Genomic DNA, 26,417 nt, shown 5'->3' on the forward strand with positions numbered 1-26,417 from the left:
GCGCATTCTGGTTCCGGCGACGTGGCGCCTCGATCCACCGAACGAGTTGATTACCGGTTCCCGCCGCTCACCCGGCGTGGGCGATCGAGGTGACGACCAGGCCGCCGGCGGCCAGCCAGCGCCCGTGGAACTCCCGCAGCGGCGGGCCCGGGCTCTCGGCGAGCAGCCGGGCGTGGAAGGTGCCGTCGTCCGGGCGCAGCTCGATGGACGCCTCCGCGAAGTCCAGCCAGGCCCGGGTCAGCGGGAACCACGTCTTGTAGACGGATTCCTTGGCGCTGAACAGCAATCTGTCCCAGTTCGGTCCCGGCGGCAAGCCCCGCAGGTGGTCCAGCTCCTCCGGGCGGGCGATGGCTTCGAGGACGCCATCCGGCAGCGGCGCGTCGGGCTCCGCGTCGACGCCGACCGAGGCGAGGTCCGCGGCGCTCGCGACCACGGCCGCCCGGTATCCGGCGCAGTGGGTCATGCTGCCGACCACGCCGGCGGGCCAGCCCGGCGCGCCGCGCTCACCCGGGATGATCGGGCCCGGCGGATGACCCAGCGCGGCGAGCGCCTCGCGCGCGCAGTGCCGGACCGTGGCGAACTCGCTGCGGCGCTTGGCGACCGCGCGGCTGATGACGGCCTCTTCCTCGGGGAACAGCTCGACGTCGACGCGATCGTCGAAGGCCTCGGCGAACCGGGCCTCGCCCGGGAGGATCTCGCCGATCAAGACCGGGCCCCCGCCGGGAGCACCTGGCGGAGCAGGCCGTGCGGGTGGCCGTGGCGGCGCCACTCCCGGGGGTAGCCGATGGAGACCTCGTGGAACGGCACGTCGTCGTGCCGGGTGATCCGCGGGATGTGCAGGTGCCCGTAGACGACGCACGAGGCGCGGTGGCGGCGGTGCCAGTCCGCGGTGAGCTCGGTGCCGCACCACTGCGCGAACTCGGGGTAGTGCAGCACGTCCGTCGGCTCCCGCACCAGCGGGTAGTGGTTGACCAGGACGGTGGGCAGCCCGTCGTCCAGCTCGGCCAGCCGGCGCTCGGTCTCCGCGACCCTCGCCCGGCACCAGGCGTCCAGGCTCGGGTGCGGGTCCGGGTGCAGCAGGTACTCGTCGCTGCACACGACGCCCTTGGCGCGGGCCTGTTCGAGCCCCTCGGCCTTGTTCTTCGCCCCGGACGGCCGGAACGAGTAGTCGTAGAGCAGGAACATCGGCACGATCCGCACCGGGCCGCCGTCGCCGGTCCACACCGGGTACGGGTCTTCCGGGGTCAGGACGCCCAGGCCGCGGCACAGCTCGACGAGGTGCCGGTACCGCTGCTCGCCGCGCAGCTGCAGCGGGTCCTTCGGGTGGGTCCACAGGTCGTGGTTGCCCGGCACCCAGATCACGGTGGCGAAGCGCTCGCCGAGCAGCCGCAGCGCCCACTCGATGTCGGCGGCGAACTCGCCGACGTCACCGGCCACGATCAGCCAGTCGTCCGGGGATTCCGGCCGGAGTTCCGCCACGATCGCCCGGTTGTCGGGGAACGCCACGTGCAAGTCGCTCACGGCGAGCAGCCGACCAGTGTTGTGCATGATCCGGATCCTACCGATCCGCGGCCGGGCCGCTAGGCGCATTCGGACGACCACAATGGACCGATCTCGCTATTGTTTCGCGCCGGTTTCGTTCGGACTGACCAGGATTTGATTGGAGGTCGGTTGGCTGCGAGAGGCCGGGTTCGGCGCGGTGCGCGTCCCGGCCTTCGCGCTCACGACCCGGAGCGGCCGAAGTACAGGTCGCGCGGGCGCAGGGCCAGGGTGGCGACGGCACCGATCGCGCCGGTGAACGCCAGGTAGGCGCAGGCCCACCACGGCGAACCGCCGCCGGCGGCCAGCAGCGCGGTGACGATCAGCGGCGTCAGGCCCGACGCGTAGATGCCGGAGAACTGGTACACGAACGACATCCCGGTGTAGCGGAGCCGGACCGGGGACAGCTGGGCGTACAGCGTTCCCTGGGGCGCGTAGAGGACCGCGTGGACGACGCCCAGCACCAGGACGATCACCAGGCCGATCAGCACCGGGTCGCGCGTCTGGAAGGCCAGGAAGGCGGGGTATACCGACAGCGCGAACAGCGTCGCGCCGAAGGCGTAGGTCCGGCGCGGCGTCCACCGGTCGGCGAGGCGGCCGAACACCGGCAGCAGCACGGCCAGCGTGATCGCCGCCAGCATGACCGCGACCAGCACGTCGGTGCGCGGGAGCTTGAGCGTCGACGTCGCGTAGGCGAGGAAGAACACCGCCCAGGTGTTGAACGCCGCGCCCTCGGCCCAGCGGGAGAGCAGGCCGAGCAGCGTGTTGCGCCGCGCCGTGCGGTCGCGGAAGAGGTCCAGGAAGGGCGCGCTGGAGGTGTCCCGGGCCGCCCGGACCTCCTCGAAGGCGGGCGTCTCGGCGACCTTCAACCGGATCACCAGCCCGATGACGACGAGCACGATGCTCAGCCCGAACGCGATCCGCCAGCCGTAGCTCAGGAACTGCTCGTCGTCCAGCAGGTTGCCGAGCAGGGCGAACAACCCGGTGCCCAGCCCGAGCCCCAGCGCGAGGCCGACCTGCGGCCAGGCCCCGTAGCGGGCCTGCTTGCCCGGCGGCGCGTACTCGACCGCCATCAGCACCGCGCCCGCCCACTCGCCGCCGATCGCCAGGCCCTGCACCACGCGCAGCAGCACCAGCAGGATCGGCGCGAGCAGGCCGATCTCGGCGTACGTGGGCAGCGCGCCCATCGCGGCCGTGGCCAGACCCATCAGGACCATCGTGGTCACCAGGGTCCGCTTTCGCCCGATCCGGTCGCCGATGTGTCCGAAGAGGACACCGCCGAGCGGGCGGGCGACGAAGCCGACGAAGAACGTGGCGAACGCCAGCACGGTCGACACGGTGGGGTTGTCGGTGGGGAAGAAGAACTTGTCGAAGACCAGGCCGGCGGCCGTGCTGTAGAGGAAGAAGTCGTACCACTCCACGGTGGTGCCCATCAGGCTGGACACGATCACCGTGCGGACGTCCTTCTCCGACACCTGACGGGCTCCGGGCGCATCGACGTGCGTACCCGCGGTCATGCTGCTGCCTCCTGGGGGCGGTGCTTCCGGGTTCGGGCGGGTCAGGACGCCGAACACGCCGCCGAGGCCACCCGCAGCAGATCCACGTGGTGGCGGTTGGTCAGCAGTACCGGTCGGAGCACGCGCCGACGCTATGGACGCGGTCGAACACGTGTCAAGGAGATCGCGCGCCGGTCCGGCAGGTGAGATCGGTTGACACCCCAGGGGCCCTCTGCTGCCATTGCCGCGTGATGGTCGCGACGCGGTTCACCAGGCGGCGGCACGTGGATTTCCACCGCGTGGCGGCGCAGGCGTGTCGCCGCTGACCTGACTTCCGCTCCCCGCGGCCGTCCCTGGCCGCATCTGTCCACGATGGACGTCCGTGGTCGGTTCCGATCACCGGCCTTCCCTGGAGTTGCGCATGTCTTTGACGTTCCACTGGTTCCTGCCCACCTACGGCGACAGCCGGTACCTCGTCGGCGGTGGCCACGGGGTGGCGACCACCAACACGGCGGCGGGAGCGCGCCCGGCGACGCTGGCCTACCTCGGCCAGATCGCGCGCAGCGCGGAGCAGCTCGGCTTCGAGGGCGCGCTGACGCCGACCGGTGCGTGGTGCGAGGACGCGTGGCTGTCGACGGCGATGCTGGCGGAGGTCACCGAGCGGCTGAAGTTCCTGGTCGCGTTCCGGCCGGGCCTGCTGTCGCCGACGCTGGCCGCCCAGATGGCCGCGACGTTCCAGCGGCACAGCGGGCAGCGGCTGCTGCTCAACGTAGTCACCGGCGGCGAAAGTGCCGAGCAGCGCGCCTACGGCGACTTCCTGGACAAGGACGCCCGCTACGCGCGTTGCGACGAGTTCCTGCACGTCGTGCGGGCGTTGTGGCGGGGCGAGCGGGTCGACTTCGACGGCACCCACATCCGGGTCGAGGGCGCCGAGCTGGCGCGGACGCCGGACCCGGTGCCGGAGCTGTACTTCGGCGGTTCCTCGCCCGCGGCCGGCGTCGTCGCGGCCAACCACACCGACGTGTACCTGACCTGGGGCGAGCCGCCGCAGAAGGTCGCGGAGAAGATCCAGTGGATCCGCGGCCTCGCCGCCGAGCGGGGCCGCGCCCCGCGCTTCGGCATCCGGTTGCACGTGATCAGCCGCGACACCAGCGAGCAGGCGTGGGCGGAGGCGCAGCGGCTGCTGGACGCGCTCGACCCGGCGACCATCTCGCGGGTGCAGGAGGGGCTGGCGCGCAGCGAGTCCGAGGGCCAGCGGCGGATGCTGGACCTGCACGGCGGCTCGACCGCCGACCTGGAGATCTACCCCAACCTGTGGGCCGGTGTCGGCCTGGTGCGCGGCGGCGCCGGGACGGCGCTGGTCGGCAGCCACGCGGAGGTGGCCGAGCGGATCGAGGAGTACCACGCGCTCGGCATCGACGAGTTCGTGCTCTCCGGCCACCCGCACCTGGAGGAGGCGTACTGGTTCGGCGAAGGCGTGCTGCCGATCCTGGAGCGCAAGGGGCTGTGGTGGCACCCGGCGGGCGCGGCGGAAGCCGTCCCGGCGAGCATCCCGTTCGCTGACACCTCGAGGGAGCCCGCCGCCACCTCCTAACGCGCGGCGCTCGCCACCCGGCGAACCGGGGCCGTGAGTACTTTGTGCTATAGCGGCACAAAGTGCTCACGGCCCTTTTGTTGTCCAAAAAGGACTCTTGATGAGGTGCGTCCGTCAGGTGGGAAGCATGGTGCGTCCGTTGACACGGGTGCCCGTTTTTGGTGGCATGAATACGTGTTCTCCGCAGACAGGCTCACGAAGCGCCGCCACGTCGACCTGGTTCGCGTCGGCGCGCAGGCCTGTCGCGACTTCTGATCTCCTCCCTTCTCCGCGCCGGTGGAATTCCCCGCCGATTCCCCTTTTTCGCACGATGTGAATTGCGGCCTCGTGCCCCGACGGCGCACGTCTGCGTGCGCTGCCGCGTCATGCGCTGGCTGCTGCCAAGGGCGACGGTTCGCTCGGCCAGCTGCTCGGCTAAGGCGCCCGGTCGCGCAGGCGCGATCCGATTCGCACAACTCGAGGAGTTCTTGATGTCAGTCTCTCCGCCCGTCGGTGCCGAACCGGGCACTGCGGGCTTGGTGCGCGACGACGCCGAGGCGCTGGAACTGGCGGCGCGGCTAGCGCAGCGGTTCGCGACCGGTGCCGCCGAGCGCGACCGCGAACGGCTGATCCCGCACGAGGAGCTCGACGCACTGTCGGCGAGCGGCCTGCTGGGCATCACCGTGCCGCGCAGCCACGGCGGCGCCGACGTCGCGGCGCGGACCCTGGTCGAGGTATTCCGGTTGCTGGCCGCCGCCGACCCGAACATCGCGCAGATCCCGCAGAGCCACTTCGCCTACGTCAACGTGCTCCGGGAGAACGGCACCGCCGAGCAGCGGCAGTTCTTCTTCTCCGAGGTGCTGGCCGGCAAGCGGTTCGGCAACGCGCAGTCGGAGGCGGGCAGCCGCACGGTGCAGGAGATCCAGACCAGGTTGACGTCCGCAGTGGACGGTGGTTTCGTCCTGCAAGGCAAGAAGGCCTACTCGACCGGTGCCCTGCTGGCGCACTGGATCCCGGTGCTCGCCAAGGACGACCGGGACCGGCTGCAGGTGGCCTACGTGCCGTGGGACGCCGCCGGGGTCACCGTCGTCGACGACTGGGCGGGCATGGGCCAGCGGACCACCGCCAGCGGCACCGTCGAGCTCGACCAGGTCCGGGTTCCCGCGGACCGGATCGTGCCGCACCACCTGACGTTCGACCGCCCGCAACTGCACGGCGCGCTGGCGCAGGCGCTGCACGCCGCGATCGACGTCGGCATCGCCGGGGGAGCGCTCGCCGACGCGGCCGAGTTCGTGCGCACCCGCAGCCGTCCCTGGGGAGAAGCCGGAGTCCAGCGGGCGGCGGAGGATCCGCTCACCATCCAGCGCTTCGGCGAACTCGCGGTCCGGCTGCGCGCCGCCGAGGCGCTGCTGGAGAAGGCGGGTGCGGCGCTCGACGCGGCACGCGCCGACCTCGACGCCGACTCCGCGGCCGAGGCGTCGATCGCGGTGGCCACCGCGAAGGTGTTCGCCGACGGCGTCGCGGTCGAGCTGAGCAGCGCGTTGTTCGAGGTTTCCGGCACCAGGTCGAGCCTCGCGGAGACCAACCTGCACCGGCACTGGCGCAACGCCCGCACGCACACCCTGCACGACCCGGTCCGCTGGAAGGTCCAGCACATCGGCCGCTACGTCCTCAACGGCACCCGCCCTCCCCGGCACGGCCAGATCTGACGAAGAGAGCATCGAGAAAGTGTCCCCACCGCACCACAGTTCCCGCCCCACCCTCCGCGCGCTGCGGCTGATCCCGCTGATCGGGCTGCTGGTGGCGGCCCTGACCGGCTGCGGGCTCGCCGGCGGGGCCGCAGCCGACGACCGCACCATCACCATCGTCGCCACCGACAGCCCGCCGTACCACGAACCCCTCGAACTGGCCCGCAAGCAGCTCGAAGCCGGCGGCTGGCAGCTGGACGTGCGCTACGTGACCGACATCGTGCAGCCGAACCACGCGGTCAGTTCGGGAGAGGCGGACTTCAACTTCTTCCAGCACGGCGCCTACCTGCAGACCTTCAACCGCGACAACGGAACCGACGTCGTTCCGCTGTTCTACGTCGTCGGCTCCCCGGCCGGGCTGTACTCCACCCGCTACGACGACATCTCGCAACTGCCCGACGGCGCGCGGATCGCGCTGCCGGTGGACCCGGCGAACAACGGCCGGGCGCTGCACCTGCTGGCCGAGTCCGGCCGGCTGAAGCTGCACGACGGCGCCCAGGTGGTCACCACCAGCCAGCGCGACATCGTGGACAACCCGCACCGCTACTCGTTCGTCGAGGTCGACCAGCAGACGCTCACCCAGACCCTGCCGGACGTCGACGCCGGATTCCTGTTCTCCCGCCAGGCGATCGAGATGAAGCTGGCCGTCGAAGACGACGCACTGCTGCGGGAGAAGGACGTCGACGCCATCCCGTACCGGATCATCGTCGGCGGGCGAGCGGACGAGGCCGGCTCCGAGAAGGCGCGGGCACTGCAGGCCGCGTTGCAGAGCCCGCCGGTCCGCGACTTCTTCCTGAAGTTCTACGGCGACTGGGCGCCGCTGCCGTGGACCGAGGACCCGCGGGCCCAGCTCGGCCAGTGGTGGAAGGACGGCGGACGTTGATCACGCTGCGAGGTGTCACCAAGCGGTTCCCGGGCCCGGACGGCCCGCTGACCGCCGTCGACGACGTCGACCTGCACGTGCCGCGCGGCTCGGTGCAGGGGATCATCGGCTTCTCCGGCGCGGGCAAGTCGACGCTGGTCCGGCTGATCAACCTGCTGGAGCGCCCGGATTCCGGCGCGGTGCTGGTCGACGGCGAAGAGCTGACCACATTGGACGAGGAGGCGCTGCGCCGCAGGCGCACCAAGATCGGCATGATCTTCCAGCACTTCAACCTGCTGGCCAACCTCACCGCCGCCCAGAACATCGAGCTCGCCCTGCGCATCGCCGGGGTCGGCAAGGCGGCCCGCGCGGCCCGGGTCGCGGAGGCCCTCGCCGTGGTCGACCTCTCCGACAAGGCCGACGCTGCTGGTGGAGGCCCGGCCCGCGCTGGCCGGATCCATCACGATCATGGTGGTCAGCTTCGTCTCGTACTCGGCGATCGCGGGCCTGGTCGGCGGCGGGGGCATTCGCCGAGCACCACGGGCGCCTGAACCCCCGCCACCCAGCGGCGGCGTACCGGGGCGCGTTCCGCAACGCGCCGCGCTGACCGGTCCGCGTTTCCCGAGACCAGGGCGGCGACCGCGGGATCAGCCTCGATCGCGTGCCCCCCTCGTGGTGTTGGTCAGTCCTCGTCCGGCTTGGCGTGGTCGGGCACGCCCGGGTGCGGATCGCGGGACAGGTCGATCAGCGGGTGCACCCCGGCGCCTTCCGGCGCGGCGTGGCTGTGCCTCCCCGTCTCGGCCTCGTTGCTGGGACGGTCGGGTTCGGTGCTCATGCTTCCCTCCGGTCGGGATCTCAGGACAACATCAGCATGCCAACCGGATGTGCCCGGACGCCGGAGATCGGAGTGCGACGCGCGTCACCCGCGGGCCGGGATCCGCCGTATCGTCGTGTTGATCAGCCAGCGCACCGCAGATTCCCGGAGGACTCCGTGCCCGCACCCACGGCCATCGACCTGACCCCGCGCAGCAACGCCCTCGGCGGTTCCCGGAAGCTGACCGGTCATCTCGCGAAGCCGGCCGGGCCCGGCCCGTGGCCCGGCGTGGTGGTCGTCCACGAGGCGTTCGGCGTCGACGACGTCATGCTGCGGCAGGCCGAGCGGATGGCCGAGGCCGGCTACCTGGCGCTGCTGCCGGACCTGTTCACCGACGGCGGCACCCGGCGCTGCCTGGTCCCGACCATGCGCGCGGCGCTGTCCGGTCGCGGCCGCGCCTACGCCGACCTGGAGGCGGCCCGCACCGAGCTGGCCGACCGGCCGGACTGCACCGGCAAGGTCGGCCTCATCGGCTTCTGCATGGGCGGCTCCTTCGCGCTGGTCGCCGCGGGCCGCGGCATCTACGACGCGGCCTCGGCGAACTACGGCCAGCTGCCCAAGGACATCGACCGCGCGCTCGCCGAGGCCTGCCCGGTCGTCGGCAGCTACGGCGGCCGCGACGGGATGCTGAAGGGCGCCGCGGCGAAGCTCGACGCCGCCCTCGAACGGGCCGGAATCCCGCACGACGTCAAGGAATACCCGGAGGCGGGCCACTCGTTCCTCAACGACGCGGAGAACGCGCCGAGGATCATGCGCCCGCTCCTGCGGATCTCCGGTGCCGGACCGCACCCCGAATCCGCCGCCGACGCCTGGCGGCGGATCGAGGACTTCTTCGCCGAGCACCTGAAGTCGTGAACCAGGTCAGGGGACGGCGATGGCGATCAGCTGGGTCTGCTGCCGGGCCGAGAAGTTGTTGTCGCTGACCACCAGCAGCACCCGCTCGCCGGTGGGCAGGCGCGGTCCCCAGCTGATGCCCTCCACGTTGTCGGTGTAGGGCAGCCCGATCTCGTCGAGGTCGACCACCAGCTCCTTCTGCACGGGGCGGAACCTGCCGTCGGCCAGCGAGTGCCGGTCGATCACGTCGTCGGCGCCGTCGGTGCTGAACTCGAAGATGCGGCCCTTGGTGCCGACGCCGGCGGCGTAGCCGCGCTCCAGCGCGAGGAAGCGGCCCGGCTGCTCATCGGCGAGCAGCGACGAGATCCCGTTGGTGTTCCAGTCGTTCGGCGGCTGCGGCTGCGCGAACAGCGGTTCCACCGGGTAGGCGTACTGGGCGATCGGGCGGCCCGCCCGGTCGTGCACCGTGATCCGGCTGAAGGCCCCGTGGTCGGCGTTGGCCGGCGGCCCGTCCTGCTCCAACGGGCCTTCCAGCGCGGAGACGATCCGCATGCCGTCGGCGGTGTAGGCGAGTCCCTCGAAGGTCTCGTTGACGCGCGGGCCCGTTTCGCCCATCGTCATCTTCTCGTTCGGCGCGGTCGGCAGGTCCCGCACGTACCAGCCGTCGCGGTGCGAGATCCGCAGCGCCGGGTCGAGCAGCACCGTGCCGCGGGCCGAGCCGTCGGCCGGGACGTTGCGCTGCCCCTCGTTGGTCCAGGCGACGTCGCCGGAGAGCGGGTCGACCCGCAGTTCCTCCGGGTCCACGGTGCCCATGACGTTCCGCAGGGCGCGCGGCGTCCGGTGCTGCTCCTCGCGCCAGGTGTCGATCGTCGGGTAGGTCGTGCCGCCCGGGCGGCGGAAGATCCGGGCGCCGGTGAACGTGACGTCGCCGACGCCGTCCTCGGTCACCGAGACGGTGGCGCGGTAGTAGCGGGCCGGGGCGTAGTCCGACCAGTCGTCGCTGACGAAGACGAAGTCCCCGCTGCGGCGGTCGTAGTCCACGGAGGACAGTCCGCCGACCGGGGTGCCGTCCACCTGCAGGTCGTGCGGCACCACGTAGGTGCCCAGCAGCCGGGCCGAGTCGGATTCCGCTGCCGCGGCGGGGAATGCGGCGGGGACGAGGCACAGCGCGGCGGCAGCGGCGAGCACCGCCGATGGGGTTCGGGTTCGCATGATCAGCAGCCAACCGGGCGCCCCTCGGCAGCGCCAGCTCGATCACTCCACCGGGCGAACCGCGCGGCGCGAGATCAACTCCGCCACCTGCTCGACGACCGGCCGGGTGCTCGCCTGCCACACCACCCAGGTGGTCAGCTCCAGCGGCGGGTCGACCAGTGGCACCCACGGCCAGCCGGGCAGCAGCCGCCGGGCGGAGTGCTCGGTGAGCAGCACCGCCTCGGCCTCGGTCGCCTCGGCGCAGGCCAGCGCGTGCTCGGAGAACTGCGCGAACCGCCACAGCGGGACGGCGCCCGCGTCGTGTGCCGCGACGATCAGCCGGTCGTGCGCGACCGGCACCTGCTCGCGGCCGTGCGCCAGGAGCCGCAGGTTGTCGAGATCCCGGACGCGGCAGGTGCTGCGCCCCGCCAGCCGGTGCCCGGCCCGCACCGCGATCCCGAAGGCCTGGTCGAAGAGCCGGGTGCCGCGCAGCGCCAGTGGCCGCTCGTGCACCAGTCCCAGATCGAGCCGTCCCTCCCGGACCATGCGCAGCTGGTCGGTGCTGCTCGCTTCGGTCAGCGTCACCGACGCGTGCGGGATGTCGGCGCGCAGCGCCGCCAGCGTCTCCAGGACCCAGTCGGCGGCCAGCCCCGGCGGGATGCCGATGTCGACGACTTCGCGGGTGTGCTCGCTCGCCGAATGCGCCGCGTCGCGGCTCGCGTCGGCCAGGCGCAGCAGGAGGAGCGCGTGCTGGTGCAGGGCGATGCCCGCCGGGGTCAGGGTCGTGCCGGTCGGCGTGCGCTCGAACAACGTGACGCCCACGTCCCGTTCGAGCTGGCGGAGTTGCCTGCTCAGCGACGGTTGCGTCAGGTGCAGGCGCTCCGCGGCACGGGACATCGAGCGCTCGCTCGCGACGGCGACGAAGTACCGCAGATGGCGCAGTTCCATTTCACCTCCATGCAGTAGTCATGCCTGCGAAGCATGGCCTATCTGATTAGGTGGTATTGGACGTCACGCTGTCAAGAAGGTGTACTTCCCGAAGTCGCACGTCCTATCTGGAATCCTCGTCGGTGGCAGGGCGGCGCACCAGTCTCGGTGCGCCGAACCTCTGCCTCATGAGCAGGACGTCGCAACCGGATCGCAGAAAGCGAGCGCTCAACGATGAGTCCCATCCCGACCGCCAGCGGAGTGCGCCACCCGTACCGATGGGTCGTGCTCCTGTTGTCCTGGGCGGCGTTCACCATGACCGCGGTGGACCGTTCCACGTGGGGACCTGCGTCTGTCGCGGTCGGCGAGCACCTGGGGGTCTCGCTGGCCGGGCTCGGCGTCTTCGCCACCGGTTACTACGTCGGCTACGTCATCTCCAACGCGGGCGGCGGCTTCCTCACCGACTGGCTCGGCGGGCGGATGGTCATCGCCTCCACCCTGTTCGTGGCCGGCGGGTTCATGATCCTGTTCGGCGAGACCACCTCGGTGGCGATGGGCATCGCGTTCCAGGCCTGCATCGGCGTGTTCGCCGGGTGCGACTACTCGGCAGGCGTGAAGCTGATCTCGCAGTGGTTCCCGGCCAAGGACCGCGGGCTGGCGATGGGCATCTTCATGACCGCCACCTCGCTGGGCACGGTGATCGCCAACGCGATCGTGCCGAGCCTCATCGAGTCCTCCGGCTGGCAGACCTCGTACCACGTGTTCGGTGCGGCCTCGATGGTCGTCGCGGTGCTGTGCTTCTTCTTGCTGCGCAACGGATCCGAGAGCGCCGAATCCTCGGCGCGGGAGGTGCCGAAGCTGGGTTCGCTGCTGCGCAACCGGGATCTCTTCCTGCTCGGGCTGGCCGGGTTCGGCGGGCTCTGGGGCACCTACGGCTTCATCACCTGGTCCAACGCCCTGATGATCAAGGGCAGTCACGTCTCCCCGGTGCAGGCCGGCGCGGTCGTCGCGATCTTCGGCATCGCGGCGGTGGTGGCCAAGCCGCTCATCGGCGTGATCAGCGACGTGTTCGGCGGCAAGCGCAAGGTCCTGACCATCATCGTGCTCGGCGCCTTCGTGGTCACCCTCCTGCTGTTCGGCACGGCGACCAACCTGACCGCGTTCATGTGGATCGCGCCGTTCCTCGGCATCGCCGCCTACGTCTACAGCCCGCTGATGGTCGCGCTCATCCCGAACCTCTCCGGGGTGCGGCTGGCCGGTTCGGCGGCCGGCGCCACCAACGCGTTCTGGCAGCTCGGCAGCACGATCGTGCCGGTGGTGCTCGGCGTCGTCTTCCAGGCCACCGGATCGTTCTTCCTGGCCTTCGCCACGCTCGCCGCCGGACCGCTGCTCGGCATGGTGCTGATGCTCGGGGTGCGGGAGCACGGCGCCGTCCCGCCGGCCGGCGACAAGACCGGCGACACCGCCAAAGCTGTTGCTTGACGAGGAAAGTGGAGCGAACGTGACCCAGCACTACGACGTGATCGTGGCCGGCGGTGGATCCGGCGGGGTGGCCGCCGCGATCGGGGCCAGCCGCGCCGGTGCCCGGACCCTGCTCATCGAGCGCGGGCCGTGCCTCGGCGGCGCGGCGACCCTCCGCAACGTGGTGACCTACTGCGGCCTCTACACGCGCGACGACAAGCAGCAGGCCGTCTTCGGCGTCGCCGACGAGGTGATCACGGCGCTGCGCGTGATGGGCGCGATCAGCGAGCCGACCAGGTTCACCGCGGTGGCGGCGGTTTTCGACCCGGAGAGCGTCAAGCGCGTCTTCGACGAGCTGTGCGCGCAGGCCGGGGTCGACGTCCTGCTGCACACCCACGTGCTGGGCGCCGACCGCGAAGGCGACCGGGTCACCGCGGTGCGCGTCGCCGACCACTCGGGGATCCACGAGTTCACCGCGACGGCCTTCGTGGACGCCACCGGCGAGGCCGACCTGGCCCACCACGCCGGGGCGGAGGTCCGCTACGGCAACGACGGCTGGGTGCAGAACGGCACGCTCGGGGTGCGCTTCGGCGGCATCCCCGTGGACGCCGAGGTCACCAGGGAGGCCATCGGCGCCGCGGTGCGCGCGGCGAAGAAGGCCGGCGCGCCCGACCTGACCGCGGAGAGCGGGCTCATCGCGCGGATGCCGATCTCCGGCGACCTCATCACCTACCTGGCCGACGAGGGCTACGACGCGCGCAGCGCGGCGGACACCACCCGCGCCGAGATCGGCGCCCGGCGGCAGGCGCAGGCGTACCTGCAGGTGGTCCGCTCGTTGCCCGGCTGCGGCGGGGCGTACATCGTCAGCACTGGGCCGGAGATGGGCACCCGCGAGTCCCGGCACCTCGTCGGCCGGTACCGGTTCACGGAGAAGGAGGTGCTCCAGCCCGGCCCGGTCGACGACGCGGTCGCGATCGGCGCCTGGCCGATCGAGTACCACCCGGGCCCGGGCATCCCGTCGGAGTGGAAGTTCATCGGCGACCCCGGTTTCTACGGGATTCCGCTGGACGTCCTGCACAGCCGGGACACGCCGAACCTCTTCGCCGCCGGTCGCACCGTCGACGGCGACCGCGGCGCGGGCGCGTCGCTGCGCGCCATGGGCACGGCGTTCGCCACCGGGCACGCGGCCGGTGTCGCGGCCGCCTTCACCGCAGCCGGCGGCGACGCCGGTACCGAGGCGGTGCGGGCCGAGCTCAACCGTCAGGGCGCCCGGCTGCCCGAATGACTCAGCGGTTGCGCCGATCGCCCGGCGTGTGGCCGAAGGTGCGGCGGAACACCTCGATGAAGGCGCTCGTGGACGCCCAGCCCGTCCGGTGCGCCACCGTGGTGACGGCTTCGCCTTCGGCCAGCAGTCGCAGCCCGTGGTGGAGCCGCAACTGCGTCCGCCACTGCGGGAAGGTCATCCGCATCTCGGCCCGGAACAGGCGGCTGAGCGTGCGCTCGCTGGCCCCGACCTGCGCGCCCAGCGCGGCAAGCGTGCGCTGATCGGCCGGATCCCCGGCGAGTATCGCGCACACCGCGGCGAGCCTCGGGTCGCGTGCGGTCGGCAGGCGCACCGGCTGCTGCGGAGCCCGGCGCAGCTGATCGAGCAGCACCGAGCGCATGCGGTCCCGCTCGGCGGCGTCGTAGTCGTTCTCCCCGGTGTAGGCCAGGATCAGCTCGCGCAGCAGCGGACCGACGGCCAGCACCGCGGGCGAGGTCAGCCCCAGCGGGTTGTCGGTGGTGGGCAGGCCGACGGTGTGGAGGTCCGTTTCGCCGTAGGCGCGGTGTTCGTGCACCGTCCCCGCCGGAACCCACACCGCGCGGGTGCCGGGGGCGATCCAGCTGCCCGCGTCCGTCGTCACCGACAGGACGCCACGCCCGGCGTAGACGATCTGGTTGTCGTCGTGCCGGTGCGCATCCACTTCGGAGCCGGGCGGCAGGAACCGCAGCGCGGTGGGCGCCCGCGGCGTGTGGCGGATTCTCGACACAACATGGCAGTTTATCGGAAGCGGGACAACCGCCGCCTGCCGGACGATCGCACCGTGACGCGAGGAAGAACTCGATCTGTTGGTCTGCTGGCCGTCGGGCACGCAGGCGTGGACATCTACCAGGGGGCGGTGCCTGCCGTCGTCCCGTTCCTGGTGCTGGAGCGGCAGTACGGCTACGTCGCGGTGTCCGGCATCGTGCTGGCGGCGACGTTGCTGTCGTCCGTCGTGCAGCCGGTGTTCGGGGCGCTCACCGACCGGGTGCGGATGCCGTGGCTGATCCCGGTGAGCATGGTGACCGCGGGGCTGGGCGTGGCGCTGTGCGGGGTCGGCGACTCGTACGTCCTCACGTGGCTGGCGGTCGCGCTGTCCGGGCTGGGCGTGGCGGCCTACCACCCGGAGGCGGCCCGGCTCGCGCGCGCCGCCTCCGGCGGCAACCACCTGGCGATGAGCTGGTTCTCCCTCGGTGGCAACATCGGTTTCGCGCTCGCGCCGATCGTGGTGACCCCGATCCTCGCCGCGGGCGGCCTGCCGGCCTCGCCGTGGCTGATCATCCCGGCCCTGCTCGGCGGGCTGGTGACCACCGCCGTGCTCCGCTCGCTGATCGCCGGTTCCGCGGCGACCGGCGGCGCCAAGGCGGATCGGGGCCGCGACGACTGGCCGGTCTTCGTCCGCCTGACGGGAATCGTCATCGCCCGGTCGATCGTCTACATCGGACTGAGCGCGTTCGTCGCGCTGTGGGTGCAGCAGCGCGTGGGCGGCGGCGAGACCGCGGGCGCGGCGGCGTTGTTCGTGCTGTTCGCCGGCGGAGCGGCGGGCACCGTGCTCGGCGGCAAGCTGGCCACGGTGTGGGGCCGCATCCGCGCCCTGCGGCTGTCGTACGCGGCGTCCATCCCCGCGGTCGCCGGTGTGGTCTACGCGCCCGGTGTCTCCATGTACGTCTTCGTGGCGCTTGCCGCGGTCTTGCTGTACATCCCGTTCTCGCTGCACGTCACGCTGGGCCAGGACTACCTGCCGAACCTGGTCGGCACCGCCAGCGGCGTGACGCTCGGCCTCGCGGTGAGCGTCGGAGGCGTCGCCACGCCGGTGCTCGGCGCGATCGCCGAGGCGACGTCGCTGCAAACGGCGCTGACGACGCTGCTGGTGTTCCCGGTCATCGCGTGGCTGCTCGGGCGAACCCTGCACGAGCCGGCCGCCCTGGAGGTCGCGGCGGCCCGCTAGACCGGCGGCAGCCGCTGTTCGACGCCGAGGAGTGCGGAGAACGGGTCGCCGACCGTCGCGATCCGGTCCAGGACGGTGCGGATCGTCCAGCGGTCCGGGGCCAGGTCCGGGTCGTCGAGCTCGTCCCACTCCAGCGGCACGGACACCGGCGCGCCCGGCCGCGGGCGGGCGCTGTAGGGGGCGACGAGCGTCTTGTTGATGACGTTCTGGGTGTAGTCCAGCCGGGCCAGGCCGCGGCGGTCCTGCTTCGTCCACGCCCAGCTGACCAGCTCGGGGACGATGCCGCCGACGGCCTTGGACACCTTCTCCACCCAGGCCCGGGTCTCCGCGTAGGTGTAGCGCGGTTCGACCGGCACCCAGATCTGGATGCCGCGCTGCCCGGTCACCTTCGGGCGGGCCTCGACGCCGAGGTGCTCCATCGCGGTCCGGTGCAGGCGGGCGAGGACGAGCACCTCGTCGAACGTCGTCCGGCTGCCCGGGTCGATGTCGAACAGCGCCCAGGTCGGGTGGAGGACGTCGGCGGTGCGCGAGGTCCACGCGTGCAGCTCCAGCGCCGCGTAGTTGGCCAGCCAGGCGAGCGCGGGAACGCTGTCCGGCACGAGGTACCACTGCGTGTCGCCGGGCTCGGCGCCCTCGTAGCGCCAGCGGCGGAGCCAGCCGGGCGCGTGGCTCGGGACTTCCTTGTGCCAGAAGCCGGGCTGGTCCACGCCGTTGGGGAAGCGGTGCGAGTTCAGCGGCCGGTCGGCGAGGTACGGCAGCATCACCGGGCCGATCAGCGCGTGGTACCGGATCAGGTCGCGCTTGGTCACCGGGGTCTCGCCGTCGTGGCCCGGGAACAGCACCTTGTCGAGGTTGGTCAGCGCGAGATCCCGCCCGGCCAGCCGCCAGCGGCCCTTGGCGCCGAGCTCGTCGAGCGCCGCCAGCTCGCCCGCGGTGGGCGGCTCCCACCGCTGCGCCGCCGCGCGGGATGTGTTGGTGCCCAAGGGAATTTCGGCCTCCGATGGCGGGAGGTCGCTGCGCCACATCGCCTCCGGTGCGTCGGCGACCTCCTCGTTGGTGCGGCCGCTCTTCACCGACCGCGGGTGGTCCTCCGGATCCCAGCCGGGTTCGGCGTGCTCGTCCTTCTTGTGCAGCAACAGCCATTGCTTCTCGCCGCGCCGCACCAGCACGAACCGGCCCGCCAGCTTCTCGCCGTGCAGGTCGAAGTGCAGGGTCCCGGCCTCGATCGCGGCGGCCGGATCCTCGTCCACGGAATCCCAGGTGCCCCGATCCCAGACGATGACGTCGCCGCCGCCGTACTCGCCGGCCGGAATGGTGCCCTCGAAATCGGCGTACTCCATCGGGTGGTCCTCGACCTGCACCGCCATGCGCCGCGCCGCCGGGTCCAGCGTCGGCCCCTTGGGCACGGCCCAGCTCACGAGCACGCCGTCGAGCTCCAGCCGCAGGTCGTAGTGCCGGCGGCGGGCCCGGTGCCGCTGCACGACGAACCGGTCACCGGTCGCGCGCGCCTCGCCGTCGCCGCTCGGTTCGGCGGTGCGGGTGAAGTCGCGCATCTCCCGGTACTTCGCCAGCCGCTCGTCGGTCACGTCTCCCACATACCCGATATCGGGCGCGAGCAAAAATCGGGGACGGTCAGTCCAGCACCAGGACCTGGCCTTCGGCGGCGATCTCCGCGCCGGCCCCGTGCACGTCGGCGAGCTCCGGCGCGTCGGGGTGGGCCAGCGGGTTGGTGTTGTTGAGGTGGGTGAACAAGAAGCGCGTCGCCGGGTGGCGGGCGATCTCCGGCAGGGCGGCCCGGATCGGCAGGTGCCCCATGCTGCGCGCGGGGCGATCGCTGCCGGACGCGTGCGTCAGCTCGTCCTCGGTGTGGAAGGTGCCGTCCAGGAGCACGACGTCGGCGCCGTCGATGATCCGCTCGAACGCGTCGTTCCAGGCGGGCAGGCACGGCGCGTACACCAGGCTGCGGCCGGAGCCGGTGAACCGGTAGGCGACGGCCCAGCCGGTTCCGGACAGCTCGCGGGCGTAGCGGGGGCGCTTGTCGCTGACGCCGACGGCCTCGACCGCGAGACCGCCGGCCAGCAGTCGGCGGTCGGCGATGATCTCCTGCCGCACCTCGGTGTAGTTGCCGATGACGTCCGCGATCGGAAAGGCCTGCCGCAGAGCCCGGTGAACGGTCGCGGTGGCGTAGATCGGCAGCCGGGCGGCTTCGCGCAGGGTGAGCAGGCCGAGGGTGTGGTCCAGCTCGGCGCTGGTGAGCAGGACGCCTTCGAGGGGCGTGCGCCGGGTGCCCGGCGCGGGCCGGAGTTCGGGGCTGGCCAGCAGCTGGGTGCGCAGGTCGGGCGAGGCGTTCACCAGGTACCAGGAGGCTCCGTCGCCGCTGATCGCCAGGCAGTCCTGGCTGCGCGCCACGCCGAGTTCCGCGGCCCGGCTGCAGCTCCGGCACCCGCAGTTCCACTGTGGAAGGCCGCCGCCCGCGGCGGTGCCGAGGATGCGGACCCGCATCACATCCGCCTCGGGACGGCGGGCCGCGGCTCGAACTCGGCGCGGACCAGGTCGTGGTGCTCGGACAGCGAGCAGGCCGGATCGGTCGCGGCCGCGTCGCCCACCAGCTGGTAGGCCTGGCAGCGGCAGCCGCCGAAGTCGACGTCCTTGAGCGCGCAGCTGCGGCAGGGATCCGGCATCCACCCGGTGCCGCGGAAGCGGTTGAACGCCGCCGAATCGAACCAGATCGAAGCCAGCGCCGAATCGCGCACCGACGGCGCGTCCAGCTCGGGAAGCTGGGCGGCGGAGGGGCAGGGGAGCACGTCGCCGTTGGGCGCCACCGCGAGCTGCCGGTTGCCCCAGCCGTAGTTGCACGGCTTGGGGCGCGGGCTGAAGTAGTCCGCGGCCACGTACACGATCTCCAGCCGGTCGCCGTAGCGCTCGCGGGCCACCGCCGCGTCGGCGTCGGCCTGCTGCACCTGTTCGCGGCTGGGCATCAGCGCGGCGCGGTTGCGCAAGGCCCAGCCGTAGAACTGGGTGTTGGCCAGCTCCACGCGTTCGGCGCCGAAGCCCGCCGCGAGTTCGACGATGTCGAGCAGCCGCCCGATGTTGCCGCGGTGCAGCACGGCGTTGACGGTCATCGGCAGCCCGGCCGCGATGATGCTGCGCGCGACGTCCAGCTTGCGGTCGTGCGCCCGGCGGCCGGCGATGACGTCCGCGGACGTCGCGGCGGAATCCTGCACCGACAGCTGGACGTGATCGAGGCCCGCGGCGGCGAGCTCCTGCAACCGCCGCAGCGGCAGGGAGAAACCGCTGGTGACCAGGTTCGTGTACATGCCGTGCTCGCGGGCGGCCGCGACGAGGTCGACCAGGTCGCGGCGCAACGCTGGTTCGCCGCCGGAGAGGTGCAGTTGCAGGACGCCGATGGACCGGGCCTGCTCGATGACGCGCAACCAGGTCCCGGTGTCCAGCTCGTCCCGGTAGTCGGCCAGGTTCAGGGGGTTCGAGCAGTACGTGCACTGCAGCGGGCACCGGTAGGTCAGCTCGGCCAGCAGCCCCAGGGGCAAACCGGCCCGCGCCGCTCCCGGCTGCTGTCCGGACTCCGCGACGCCGACCGGCTCCGCGCCCAGCACGCGGCGCCGGTCCAGGTCCGCGAGCAGTTCGAGCACGGATTCGGCGGTGGCGCCCTGGTACGCGGCGGCGAGCTCGACGGCGATGTCGGTGACCGTGCGCCTGGCGTCGCACCGGCGCACGATGTCGGCCGCCGTGTCGTTGAGCAGCAGCACGCCTTCCGGGTACAGCAAGGCGTGCTTGCCGCGGACCCGGTCGCGGACGAACCGGACCCCGCGCCGCAACCCGGGGCGGCTGTCGACGGTCACGCCCATGACTGTCCTTTGTAGTCGATGGCGTCCAACATCGCCCAGAGCACATCGCATTTGAACGACAGCGCCCGCACCGCGGCGTCCTGCTGCTCGCGCGTCACGCAGTGCTTCAGCACGACCCCGAGCGTGATGGAGCTGTCCGCGCGGGCGGCCGGGATGCGGCGCTCGAAGTAGGCCAGGCCGCCGGGCTCGATCCAGTCGTAGTGGCGCTTCCAGGCCGCCATCCGGTCGGCCATGTGCCCGGGCGAGAACATCTCCGTCAGCGCCGCGGCCACGCCCTCGATCCACGGTTTCCGGCGGCAGAAGTCCAGGTACGCGTCAACGGCGAACCTAACACCGGGCAGCACGTGCCGCTCGTCGACCACCTCGTCCCGCTGCAGGCCGACGGCCCCGCCGAGCACCAGCCAGTCGTGCAGGCCACCGTCGGCATCACCGGCCCCGTCCTGGAAGGCGATCCGCTCGACCCAGATCCGCCGCACCTCGGGCAGCGGGCAGTTCGCCACGATGGCCGCGTTCTTCTGCGGCAGGTGCCGCTGGTAGTACCACCTGTTGGCCACCCAGAGCCGAACTTCCGCGGCGCTGCAGCGGCCATCGTGCAGCCGCAGGTGAAAGGGGTGGTGCGCCCAGTAGCGATTCGCCAACCGCTGCAGCGATTCCTGGAATTCGGATTCGGCCAGCGGCTGCGTCACCGATTGCCGTCGTGCGCGTAAGCGGTGACCTCGGGACGGGTCTCGTACTGCTCGACCAGCGGCGGAGTCCAGCTCGGCGGCGCGGGAGCGGGGGCGGGTTCGGAAGGAGCGGCCATCGCGAAACCTCCAATTCGCAAGGAGAACAAGCGAACCCGAACCGTACAAGTGGCGCGCGGCCGAGATCAAGATTTCGGCACCCGGACAACACGACCGCCGCAACCAATACCCCGAACGCCGGAATTGCGGCTCGCACCGGCGAATCCGAGAAATGAAATAATCCGACTATTGCCTGCATCAGTGATCTGAGTCACATGATGTCACACTTCGGTCCGGTGTCCCGTTCCTCCTTCGCGCGTGGCAGCGCAGACCTTGGGAGGACGGGATCATGGCTATTCGGGTTGTGGTTGTCGGGGCTGGTTACACCGGGTTGGCCGCCGCGAAGCTCGTGGCTCGGTGGACCGATGCCGCGGTGACGTTGATCAACGCCGAGGACCGGTTCGTCGAGCGGGTCCGGTTGCACCAGCTCGCCGCCGGGCAGCGGCTGCGGGACCTGCCGCTGGCGGACCTGATCGCGGGCACCGGCGTGCACCTGGTCGTCGACCGGGTGACCGCGATCGACGCGGAGGAGAAGGCCGTGCGGCTGGCGAACTCGGCCCGTGCCGTGCGGTACGACGTGCTGATCTACGCACTGGGCAGTGCGGCGGACATGGATTCGGTGCCCGGCGTCGCGGAGCACGCCTACACCGTGGCCACCGCCGACGAGGCCGTGCGGCTGCGGGAACGCATCGACGACAGCGCCACCGTCGCGGTGGTCGGCGGCGGGCTGACCGGCATCGAAGCCGCCGCCGAGCTGGCCGAGGCGCATCCCGGCCTGAAGGTCCGGCTCGTGAACGGGGGCGACCTCGGCGCCGGGCTCTCCCGACGTGGACGCGACTACCTGCGGCGCACCTTCGACCGGCTCGGCGTCGAAGTGCTCGAACACGCGAGGGTTTCCGAGGTGCGCGAGGACGGGCTTGTGCTGGCCGGCGGTGAGCACATCGGCGCCGACACCGTGGTGTGGGCGACCGGTTTTACGGTGCCAGGGCTTGCCCGCGAGGCCGGTCTCGCCGTCGACGAGCAGGGCAGGCTGGTCGTGGACGAGATGCTGCGGTCGGTCTCGCACCCGGAGGTGACCGGGATCGGCGACGCGGCGGCGGTGCGCATGCGGAGCGGGCAGAAGCTGCGGATGGCGTGCGCGACCGGGCTTCCGTCGGCGCAGCATGCCGCCCGGGCGATCGCCGATCGGCTGGCCGGGCGGACGCTGAGGCCGATCCGCTTCCGCTACCTCAACCAGTGCATCAGCCTCGGCAGGCGAGACGCACTGGTCCAGTTCGTGCACGCCGACGACAGCCCGCGCGAAGTGGTGCTGACCGGCCGGAAGGCCGCGCTGTACAAGGAAGCCATCGTGCGCGGCACGATCCTCTTCGAGCGGTACCCGGTCATCCCGACCTCGCTGTAGCCGGACCGGTGATTTCCGGCCAGTAGAATCGGCGCGTGGAGCTCTTTCGCGGCGCGCTCGGCGTCGGTTCGGACCAGGCACTGGAGGTCGCGGTCGCGCATGCGATGTTGCGCCGCGTCAGCGGCGGCGAGGCGGGGCCGGCCGTGCGGGTGTACCGGCCGGACACCCGCGTCGTCGCCTTCGGCCGGCGCGACACCCTGCTGCCGGGTTTCCCCGCCGCCGTCCGCGCCGTCCGGGACGCCGGGTTCACGCCGGTCCTGCGCGCCCCAGGCGGCCGCGCAGTGGCCTACACCGAGCACTCGCTCGTGGTCGACCACGTCGGCCCCGACCCCGGCTACCTGGCTGGCATGGACGAGCGGTTCGTGGGTTACGCCGAGCTGTGGGCGGACGTGCTGCGCAAGCACGGTGTCGGCGCGCAGGTCGGTGCGGTGCCGGGGGAGTACTGCCCGGGCGCGCACAGCGTGAACGCGCGAGGCCGGGTGAAGCTGGTCGGCACCGCGCAGCGGATGGTGCGCGGTGCCTGGTTGTTCAGCGCGGTGGCGATCTTCGGCGACGACGAGCTGCTGCGGCGGCTGCTGACCGACGTCTACCGGCACTTGGAGCTGCCCTTCGACGACGACTCGGTGGGGTCGGTGACCGCCGAGTCGCCCGGCGCGTCCCTGGACGAGTTCGAAGCCGATGTCGTCGCGGCCTACGACGAGCGGTACGGCCTCGTCCCGGCGCACTTGACGGACGTTCTGATCGGCAAGGCCCGCGACTTGGTGGCGGACCACCGCGTCGCGGATCGCTGAGCTCGCCTCACACCGCAGCCGCTTCCGGCTCGCTGGCCTTCGGTTCCGCCTGCGCGCCGGAGCGCTTGCGCAGCAGAGCCATGCCGATGACCGCGAACAGCGCGACGACGGCCGCGCTGACGATCGAAACCACCTGGAAACCGCTGGTGAAGGCGTCCCGAGCCGGTCCGAGGACGCTTTCGGGATCGGCCAGCCGTCCCGCCGCGGTCACCGCGCCGGCCATCCCGTCCGCGGCTTCGGCCGCGATGCCGGACGGTAGGTCCGGCGGGAGCGCGACCACGCCGCGGTAGACGGCGGTGGCGAGGCTGCCGAACAATGCGATGCCCATCGCGATGCCGAACTCGCCACTGGTCTCCGACATCGCCGACGCCGCGCCCGCCTTCTGCGGCGGCACGGAGCCCACCACCATCTCGGTGCAGAGCACGCCCTGCGGGCCCATGCCAAAGCTCGCGCACGAGATGCCGATGGTCACCAGTACAGCCCCGTTCCCGGCGTCGACCAGCGTGAACAGCAGAATCCCGGCGGCCGCGACGAGCATGCCGAAACCGAGCACGAACTCCGGCCGGAACCGCTTGGCCAGCCGCGGCGCGATCAGCGATCCGACCACCACCGCGCCGGCCTGCGGCATCATCAGCACGCCGGCCTCCAGCGCCGACAACCCGGCGACCAGCTGGAAGTACTGGCTGACCAGCATGAAGATGCCGCCCATGGTGATCGCGCCGACGAGCACGATGCCCAGCGCGGCGCTGAAGGTGCGCACCCGGAACAACCGCAGGTCCAGCATGGGATCGGCGATCCGCCGCTGCCGCCGCACGAAGACCACGCCGAGAGCGATCCCGGCGACCAGCGCCAGCATGTTCGGCACCTGCGGCCCGTACTTGGCGAGTTCCTTGAGCGCGTAGACGATCGGCAGGATCGTGCCCAGCGACAACCCCACGCTGACGAGGTCCAGCTTGCCCGCGTTCTCATCGCGGTATTCCGGCAGCAGCGCGGGGGCGGTCGCCAGGAGCAGGATCATGACCGGCACGCCCATCAGGAAGACCGAGCCCCACCAGAAGTTCTCCAACAGCACGCCGCCGACGACCGGCCCGATCACCATGCCGCCCATGAAGCAGCTCATCCAGACGGCGATGGCGGTGCTGCGCTGCCGGATGTCCTGGAACATGTTGCTGATCAGCGCCAACGTCGAGGGCATCAGGGTGGCCCCGGCGACGCCCAGCAACACCCGCGCCGCGATCAGCATCGCGGGGCTGGGAGCGAACGCCGCGGCGATCGACGCGATGCCGAACCCGGCGCCGCCGATCATCAGCAGCTTCCGGCGCCCGATCCGGTCGCCGAGGGTGCCCATGGTGACCAGCAGGCCGGCGATCATGAAGCCGTAGCTGTCGATGATCCACAGCAGCTCGGTGCTGGTGGGCCGCAGATCGGCGGCGAGGTGCGGCACCGCGAGGTGCAGCACGCTCATGTCCAACGACAGCAGGAGGGTCGGAAAGGCGAGAACCGCAAGCCCGATCCACTCACGGCGTCCTGCCCTCGGTGTCGTATCCACGCTCGAAACCCTTTCCTCAGGCGACCGCTCCCGCGATGCCGTCCCGCTGTCGTCGTGAGTATTGACAACGACCGCAACCGGATTTAATCGGTGGATGCCCGTGCTCTACTGAAACGGTGGAGAGTGGTGTGGCGGAACCGGTGAACATCGACGGTGGCTGGGACAGTGCGGCGACCTTGGTTGAAGGACGCTGGATCGAGCGCAGACCCCGGAGACCGGAAGTCGCCGATCGCCTGCGCATGGAAACCGAGTTGATGCCATGGCTAGCGCCGCAGCTGCCGCTCGACGTGCCAGAACCCCACGTGGTGGCGACGGAACCGCTGGTGGTCCGGCACGAATTGGTGGTCGGTGAGCCCCTTTCGGAGCCCACCGCCGAGCACGGCCGCCAGCTGGGAGCCTTTCTGCGAGCGCTGCACGCCGTAGACCCGGCCGAGGCAGTCCGTCATGGTTTGCAGAGGCCAGAACCGGCTGGCCGCGAGCTCGCCGAATTAGTGGAGAGGTTCCGGGCCGACGTACTGCCACTGGTTCCCGCTGAACTGCACGGAGCGGCCCGGGCCCTGCTGGACGCCTTCGAAACGCTGCCCGCCGACACCGTGGTCCACGGCGACCTCGGCCCAGAACACGTGCTGTCCGAGGAAACCGGTCTGTCCGGGGTCATCGACTTCTCGGACGCGCACGTCGGCGACGGCGCGATCGACCTGGCGTGGGCGCTGCACGGAACACCACCGGAGTTCGCCGCCGCGCTTGCGGAGGAGTACGGAGTGACCCGGCGACTCCACGACCGAGCCCTCCTGTGGCATCGGCTCGGCCCCTGGCACGAAGTCGTCCACGGTCTGGACAACGCCCTGCCGGACGCCGTCCGCTCGGGATTGGACGGCGTCGTTCGCAGGCTTCTCGACTGACCGGGCCGTCAGCGGCGTTCCGCCGCGACCAGGAGGAAGTCCGGCAGCTCGACGTACGCCTCGGTGCCGTCGGAGGGTGACGCGACGGCCGGGTCGAGCCCTGGCTCGTCCAGTTCGCGCAGTCGGCAGCCGAGCCTCGTCAGCTCGTTGAGGTAGGTCGACAGCGTGCGGTGGAAGTCGGGTGCGTGGGCCTGCTCGATCGGGTACTCGCGCAGGTACTCCCGGATGCGGTACTCGCCGTGCTGCCGCCAGGTCGGCGCCAATTGCTCGAAGCACGGGTGGTTGACGGAGAAGACGAAAACGCCGCCGGGCGCGAGCGATTCGACGCAGGCCCGCATCGCGGTCGACCAGTCGGGAATGGCTGCCAGCACCATGTTGGAAACCACCGCATCGAAAGGCCCGCCGAGATCCGGCAGATCGCACAGGTCGGCCTGCACGTACCGGATGCCGCGCGGCTGCGCCGCCTCCTTCTTGACGGCGTAGTCGTAGAGCGCCCGGGCGGGCTCGACGCCGACCACCTCGGCGCCGCGATCGGCCAGTATCCGGCTGAGATACCCGTGACCACACCCGGCGTCGAGCACCCGAACGCCATCGAGCGGCCCCAGCAATCGCAGTAAAGAGGCGTTCAGCAAATGGCGGCGGCAGAAGTCGCCTTCTGGCTCCATCTGATCCAGTACCGCATCGGGCATCGCGGCCCATTCGCGAATCGCCGCGTCATTCGTCCACTCCATGAGCATCCTTCCGACAGTTGCCGTTCGCGGATCAGATCATTCCTTGCCCACGCCGGTGCGACCTCCTACGGGCGGGTCGCGACACGGTCCGGGAGTTTTCGCATCGTGAGCACCGAAACCGAGACGACTCCCGGCAAACCGATCAATTGTGCCACGGGCGACGCTGCGTCCGAAGGCATCGGAAGAGGCAAGCGGTAGCGGCGCGGTTGGTCAGCAAGGGGAGCGGTGCTCCGACAAGAATCTGCGATTCAAGCGGGCGGCGTCGTGCCACCGTCCGCTTGAATCGCATCCGGGCGTCATGGTTCGCCCGCCGGGTCCCGTGGTGCGGGGATGAGTTCCCGGAGGTACTCGCGGTGCCGGGTGGGTAGTGCTGTGCCGCCTGGTCTGGGTGTTCGTCTGGGGTCCACTGTGGGCGGTGGGACGAACTCGGGCCTCCCGTCGCGCATGGCGATGTCCCAGCGTTGGTTGTGGAGCGTGCGGTGGTGGTGGCCGCAGAGCATCACCATGTTGTCCAGGTCGGTGGCTCCGCCGTCGACCCAGTGCCGAACGTGGTGCGCTTCCGGTGTCCCTGGCGGCCGGTCACACTCCGGGAACGCGCACACGCCATCGCGGCGGAGTAGCGCGACGCGGATGTGGGTGGG

At 71.4% G+C, this 26,417-nt stretch carries 26 protein-coding genes; 11 read left to right on the plus strand and 15 right to left on the minus strand.

Going from position 1 to position 26,417, the window contains the following annotated elements; translation table 11 throughout:
* Positions 1-67: 67 nt before the first annotated feature.
* From AC07FN_RS05150 to AC07FN_RS05165, 4 genes are all read right to left on the minus strand, one after another.
* Positions 68-706 carry a 4'-phosphopantetheinyl transferase family protein gene (locus AC07FN_RS05150; RefSeq protein ID WP_478394462.1) on the minus strand — a complete coding sequence of 213 codons (639 nt, stop codon included), beginning with the start codon at positions 704-706 and terminating at the stop codon, positions 68-70.
* Entirely contained in the window at positions 703-1,548 is an 846-nt protein-coding gene (locus tag AC07FN_RS05155; RefSeq protein ID WP_478394463.1) for a metallophosphoesterase family protein, read from the minus strand. Before AC07FN_RS05155 ends, AC07FN_RS05150 begins: the two co-directional genes overlap by 4 nt.
* Positions 1,549-1,721: 173 nt before the next feature.
* Positions 1,722-3,056, minus strand: a complete 1,335-nt coding sequence (locus AC07FN_RS05160; protein ID WP_478394464.1) for an MFS transporter — start codon at positions 3,054-3,056, stop codon at positions 1,722-1,724.
* Between the two features lie 41 nt (positions 3,057-3,097).
* Complete coding sequence (locus tag AC07FN_RS05165; RefSeq protein ID WP_358566847.1) at positions 3,098-3,178, minus strand: putative leader peptide; 81 nt, start codon at positions 3,176-3,178, stop codon at positions 3,098-3,100.
* 278 nt (positions 3,179-3,456) lie between these two features.
* Here AC07FN_RS05165 and AC07FN_RS05170 point away from each other — a divergent pair, with 278 nt between their 5' ends.
* The 4 genes from AC07FN_RS05170 (at position 3,457) to AC07FN_RS05185 (ending at position 7,769) form a co-directional block, all read left to right on the plus strand.
* A complete protein-coding gene (locus AC07FN_RS05170; RefSeq protein WP_478394465.1) occupies positions 3,457-4,629 on the plus strand; it encodes an LLM class flavin-dependent oxidoreductase in 1,173 nt (390 codons plus the stop codon).
* 470 nt (positions 4,630-5,099) lie between these two features.
* Positions 5,100-6,317 carry an SfnB family sulfur acquisition oxidoreductase gene (locus AC07FN_RS05175; RefSeq protein ID WP_478394466.1) on the plus strand — a complete coding sequence of 406 codons (1,218 nt, stop codon included), beginning with the start codon at positions 5,100-5,102 and terminating at the stop codon, positions 6,315-6,317.
* A gap of 19 nt (positions 6,318-6,336) precedes the next feature.
* Complete coding sequence (locus tag AC07FN_RS05180) at positions 6,337-7,239, plus strand: MetQ/NlpA family ABC transporter substrate-binding protein (RefSeq protein WP_478394467.1); 903 nt, start codon at positions 6,337-6,339, stop codon at positions 7,237-7,239.
* A complete protein-coding gene (locus tag AC07FN_RS05185; RefSeq protein WP_478394468.1) occupies positions 7,236-7,769 on the plus strand; it encodes an ATP-binding cassette domain-containing protein in 534 nt (177 codons plus the stop codon). Before AC07FN_RS05180 ends, AC07FN_RS05185 begins: the two co-directional genes overlap by 4 nt.
* Positions 7,770-7,900: 131 nt before the next feature.
* Here AC07FN_RS05185 and AC07FN_RS05190 read toward each other — a convergent pair whose 3' ends face one another.
* Positions 7,901-8,053, minus strand: coding sequence for a hypothetical protein (locus tag AC07FN_RS05190; protein WP_358565011.1), 153 nt, complete (start codon positions 8,051-8,053; stop codon positions 7,901-7,903).
* 156 nt (positions 8,054-8,209) lie between these two features.
* On the opposite strand from AC07FN_RS05190, the gene AC07FN_RS05195 reads away from it, so the two are divergent.
* Entirely contained in the window at positions 8,210-8,947 is a 738-nt protein-coding gene (locus AC07FN_RS05195) for a dienelactone hydrolase family protein (protein WP_478394469.1), read from the plus strand.
* Between the two features lie 6 nt (positions 8,948-8,953).
* Here AC07FN_RS05195 and AC07FN_RS05200 read toward each other — a convergent pair whose 3' ends face one another.
* Both AC07FN_RS05200 and AC07FN_RS05205 read right to left on the minus strand, forming a co-directional pair.
* Positions 8,954-10,138: an esterase-like activity of phytase family protein gene (locus AC07FN_RS05200; RefSeq protein WP_478394470.1), complete on the minus strand. Its 1,185-nt coding sequence runs from the start codon at positions 10,136-10,138 to the stop codon at positions 8,954-8,956.
* A gap of 42 nt (positions 10,139-10,180) precedes the next feature.
* Complete coding sequence (locus tag AC07FN_RS05205; RefSeq protein ID WP_478394471.1) at positions 10,181-11,065, minus strand: LysR family transcriptional regulator; 885 nt, start codon at positions 11,063-11,065, stop codon at positions 10,181-10,183.
* 213 nt (positions 11,066-11,278) lie between these two features.
* On the opposite strand from AC07FN_RS05205, the gene AC07FN_RS05210 reads away from it, so the two are divergent.
* A complete protein-coding gene (locus tag AC07FN_RS05210) occupies positions 11,279-12,526 on the plus strand; it encodes an MFS transporter (RefSeq protein ID WP_478394472.1) in 1,248 nt (415 codons plus the stop codon).
* A 19-nt stretch (positions 12,527-12,545) separates the two neighbouring features.
* Positions 12,546-13,790 carry an FAD-dependent oxidoreductase gene (locus AC07FN_RS05215; RefSeq protein ID WP_478394473.1) on the plus strand — a complete coding sequence of 415 codons (1,245 nt, stop codon included), beginning with the start codon at positions 12,546-12,548 and terminating at the stop codon, positions 13,788-13,790.
* Between the two features lies 1 nt (position 13,791).
* Here the strand turns inward: AC07FN_RS05215 and AC07FN_RS05220 are convergent, their stop codons facing one another.
* Positions 13,792-14,535 (minus strand): AraC family transcriptional regulator, encoded by a 744-nt coding sequence (locus AC07FN_RS05220; protein ID WP_478394474.1) that lies wholly within the window; start codon positions 14,533-14,535, stop codon positions 13,792-13,794.
* Between the two features lie 3 nt (positions 14,536-14,538).
* On the opposite strand from AC07FN_RS05220, the gene AC07FN_RS05225 reads away from it, so the two are divergent.
* Positions 14,539-15,753, plus strand: a complete 1,215-nt coding sequence (locus AC07FN_RS05225) for an MFS transporter (RefSeq protein WP_478394475.1) — start codon at positions 14,539-14,541, stop codon at positions 15,751-15,753.
* Here AC07FN_RS05225 and AC07FN_RS05230 read toward each other — a convergent pair.
* The 4 genes from AC07FN_RS05230 to pqqC all read right to left on the minus strand — a co-directional run bounded on the left by AC07FN_RS05230 (position 15,750) and on the right by pqqC (position 20,305).
* Positions 15,750-17,306: a DNA polymerase domain-containing protein gene (locus tag AC07FN_RS05230; protein WP_478394489.1), complete on the minus strand. Its 1,557-nt coding sequence runs from the start codon at positions 17,304-17,306 to the stop codon at positions 15,750-15,752. The genes AC07FN_RS05225 and AC07FN_RS05230 overlap by 4 nt on opposite strands.
* Positions 17,307-17,385: 79 nt before the next feature.
* Complete coding sequence (gene pqqB, locus AC07FN_RS05235; RefSeq protein WP_478394476.1) at positions 17,386-18,255, minus strand: pyrroloquinoline quinone biosynthesis protein PqqB; 870 nt, start codon at positions 18,253-18,255, stop codon at positions 17,386-17,388.
* Positions 18,255-19,619, minus strand: coding sequence for a pyrroloquinoline quinone biosynthesis protein PqqE (gene pqqE, locus AC07FN_RS05240; protein ID WP_478394477.1), 1,365 nt, complete (start codon positions 19,617-19,619; stop codon positions 18,255-18,257). The genes pqqB and pqqE overlap by 1 nt, the downstream gene beginning before the upstream one ends.
* Positions 19,610-20,305 (minus strand): pyrroloquinoline-quinone synthase PqqC, encoded by a 696-nt coding sequence (gene pqqC, locus AC07FN_RS05245; protein ID WP_478394478.1) that lies wholly within the window; start codon positions 20,303-20,305, stop codon positions 19,610-19,612. Before pqqC ends, pqqE begins: the two co-directional genes overlap by 10 nt.
* Before the next feature lie 385 nt (positions 20,306-20,690).
* Between pqqC and AC07FN_RS05250 the strand changes: the two genes are divergently transcribed.
* Positions 20,691-21,803 (plus strand): NAD(P)/FAD-dependent oxidoreductase, encoded by a 1,113-nt coding sequence (locus tag AC07FN_RS05250; protein WP_478394479.1) that lies wholly within the window; start codon positions 20,691-20,693, stop codon positions 21,801-21,803.
* Between the two features lie 35 nt (positions 21,804-21,838).
* A complete protein-coding gene (locus AC07FN_RS05255) occupies positions 21,839-22,594 on the plus strand; it encodes a lipoate--protein ligase family protein (RefSeq protein WP_478394480.1) in 756 nt (251 codons plus the stop codon).
* Positions 22,595-22,601: 7 nt separating this feature from the next.
* Here AC07FN_RS05255 and AC07FN_RS05260 read toward each other — a convergent pair whose 3' ends face one another.
* Positions 22,602-24,143, minus strand: coding sequence for an MFS transporter (locus AC07FN_RS05260; RefSeq protein WP_478394481.1), 1,542 nt, complete (start codon positions 24,141-24,143; stop codon positions 22,602-22,604).
* A 140-nt stretch (positions 24,144-24,283) separates the two neighbouring features.
* Between AC07FN_RS05260 and AC07FN_RS05265 the strand changes: the two genes are divergently transcribed.
* Positions 24,284-25,045, plus strand: a complete 762-nt coding sequence (locus AC07FN_RS05265) for a phosphotransferase family protein (RefSeq protein WP_478394490.1) — start codon at positions 24,284-24,286, stop codon at positions 25,043-25,045.
* Between the two features lie 8 nt (positions 25,046-25,053).
* Here the strand turns inward: AC07FN_RS05265 and AC07FN_RS05270 are convergent, their stop codons facing one another.
* Both AC07FN_RS05270 and AC07FN_RS05275 read right to left on the minus strand, forming a co-directional pair.
* Complete coding sequence (locus AC07FN_RS05270) at positions 25,054-25,776, minus strand: class I SAM-dependent methyltransferase (RefSeq protein WP_478394482.1); 723 nt, start codon at positions 25,774-25,776, stop codon at positions 25,054-25,056.
* A 296-nt stretch (positions 25,777-26,072) separates the two neighbouring features.
* Positions 26,073-26,417: HNH endonuclease signature motif containing protein (locus AC07FN_RS05275; protein WP_478394483.1), on the minus strand; the 345-nt coding region annotated here is incomplete at its 5' end.

It is taken from the genome of Saccharopolyspora sp. NPDC045941 (genome assembly GCF_056431445.1).

Bases quoted from the DNA above. Each gene is read 5' to 3' on its own strand.
- pqqB (WP_478394476.1), bottom strand. From the start codon at position 18,255: ATGCGGGTCCGCATCCTCGGCACCGCCGCGGGCGGCGGCCTTCCACAG.
- AC07FN_RS05210 (WP_478394472.1), top strand. From the start codon at position 11,279: ATGAGTCCCATCCCGACCGCCAGCGGAGTGCGCCACCCGTACCGATGG.
- AC07FN_RS05205 (WP_478394471.1), bottom strand. From the start codon at position 11,065: ATGGAACTGCGCCATCTGCGGTACTTCGTCGCCGTCGCGAGCGAGCGC.
- AC07FN_RS05225 (WP_478394475.1), top strand. From the start codon at position 14,539: ATGGCAGTTTATCGGAAGCGGGACAACCGCCGCCTGCCGGACGATCGC.
- AC07FN_RS05190 (WP_358565011.1), bottom strand. From the start codon at position 8,053: ATGAGCACCGAACCCGACCGTCCCAGCAACGAGGCCGAGACGGGGAGG.
- AC07FN_RS05200 (WP_478394470.1), bottom strand. From the start codon at position 10,138: ATGCGAACCCGAACCCCATCGGCGGTGCTCGCCGCTGCCGCCGCGCTG.
- pqqE (WP_478394477.1), bottom strand. From the start codon at position 19,619: ATGGGCGTGACCGTCGACAGCCGCCCCGGGTTGCGGCGCGGGGTCCGG.
- AC07FN_RS05270 (WP_478394482.1), bottom strand. From the start codon at position 25,776: ATGGAGTGGACGAATGACGCGGCGATTCGCGAATGGGCCGCGATGCCC.
- AC07FN_RS05155 (WP_478394463.1), bottom strand. From the start codon at position 1,548: ATGCACAACACTGGTCGGCTGCTCGCCGTGAGCGACTTGCACGTGGCG.
- AC07FN_RS05250 (WP_478394479.1), top strand. From the start codon at position 20,691: ATGGCTATTCGGGTTGTGGTTGTCGGGGCTGGTTACACCGGGTTGGCC.
- AC07FN_RS05160 (WP_478394464.1), bottom strand. From the start codon at position 3,056: ATGACCGCGGGTACGCACGTCGATGCGCCCGGAGCCCGTCAGGTGTCG.
- AC07FN_RS05230 (WP_478394489.1), bottom strand. From the start codon at position 17,306: ATGCGCGACTTCACCCGCACCGCCGAACCGAGCGGCGACGGCGAGGCG.
- AC07FN_RS05170 (WP_478394465.1), top strand. From the start codon at position 3,457: ATGTCTTTGACGTTCCACTGGTTCCTGCCCACCTACGGCGACAGCCGG.
- AC07FN_RS05175 (WP_478394466.1), top strand. From the start codon at position 5,100: ATGTCAGTCTCTCCGCCCGTCGGTGCCGAACCGGGCACTGCGGGCTTG.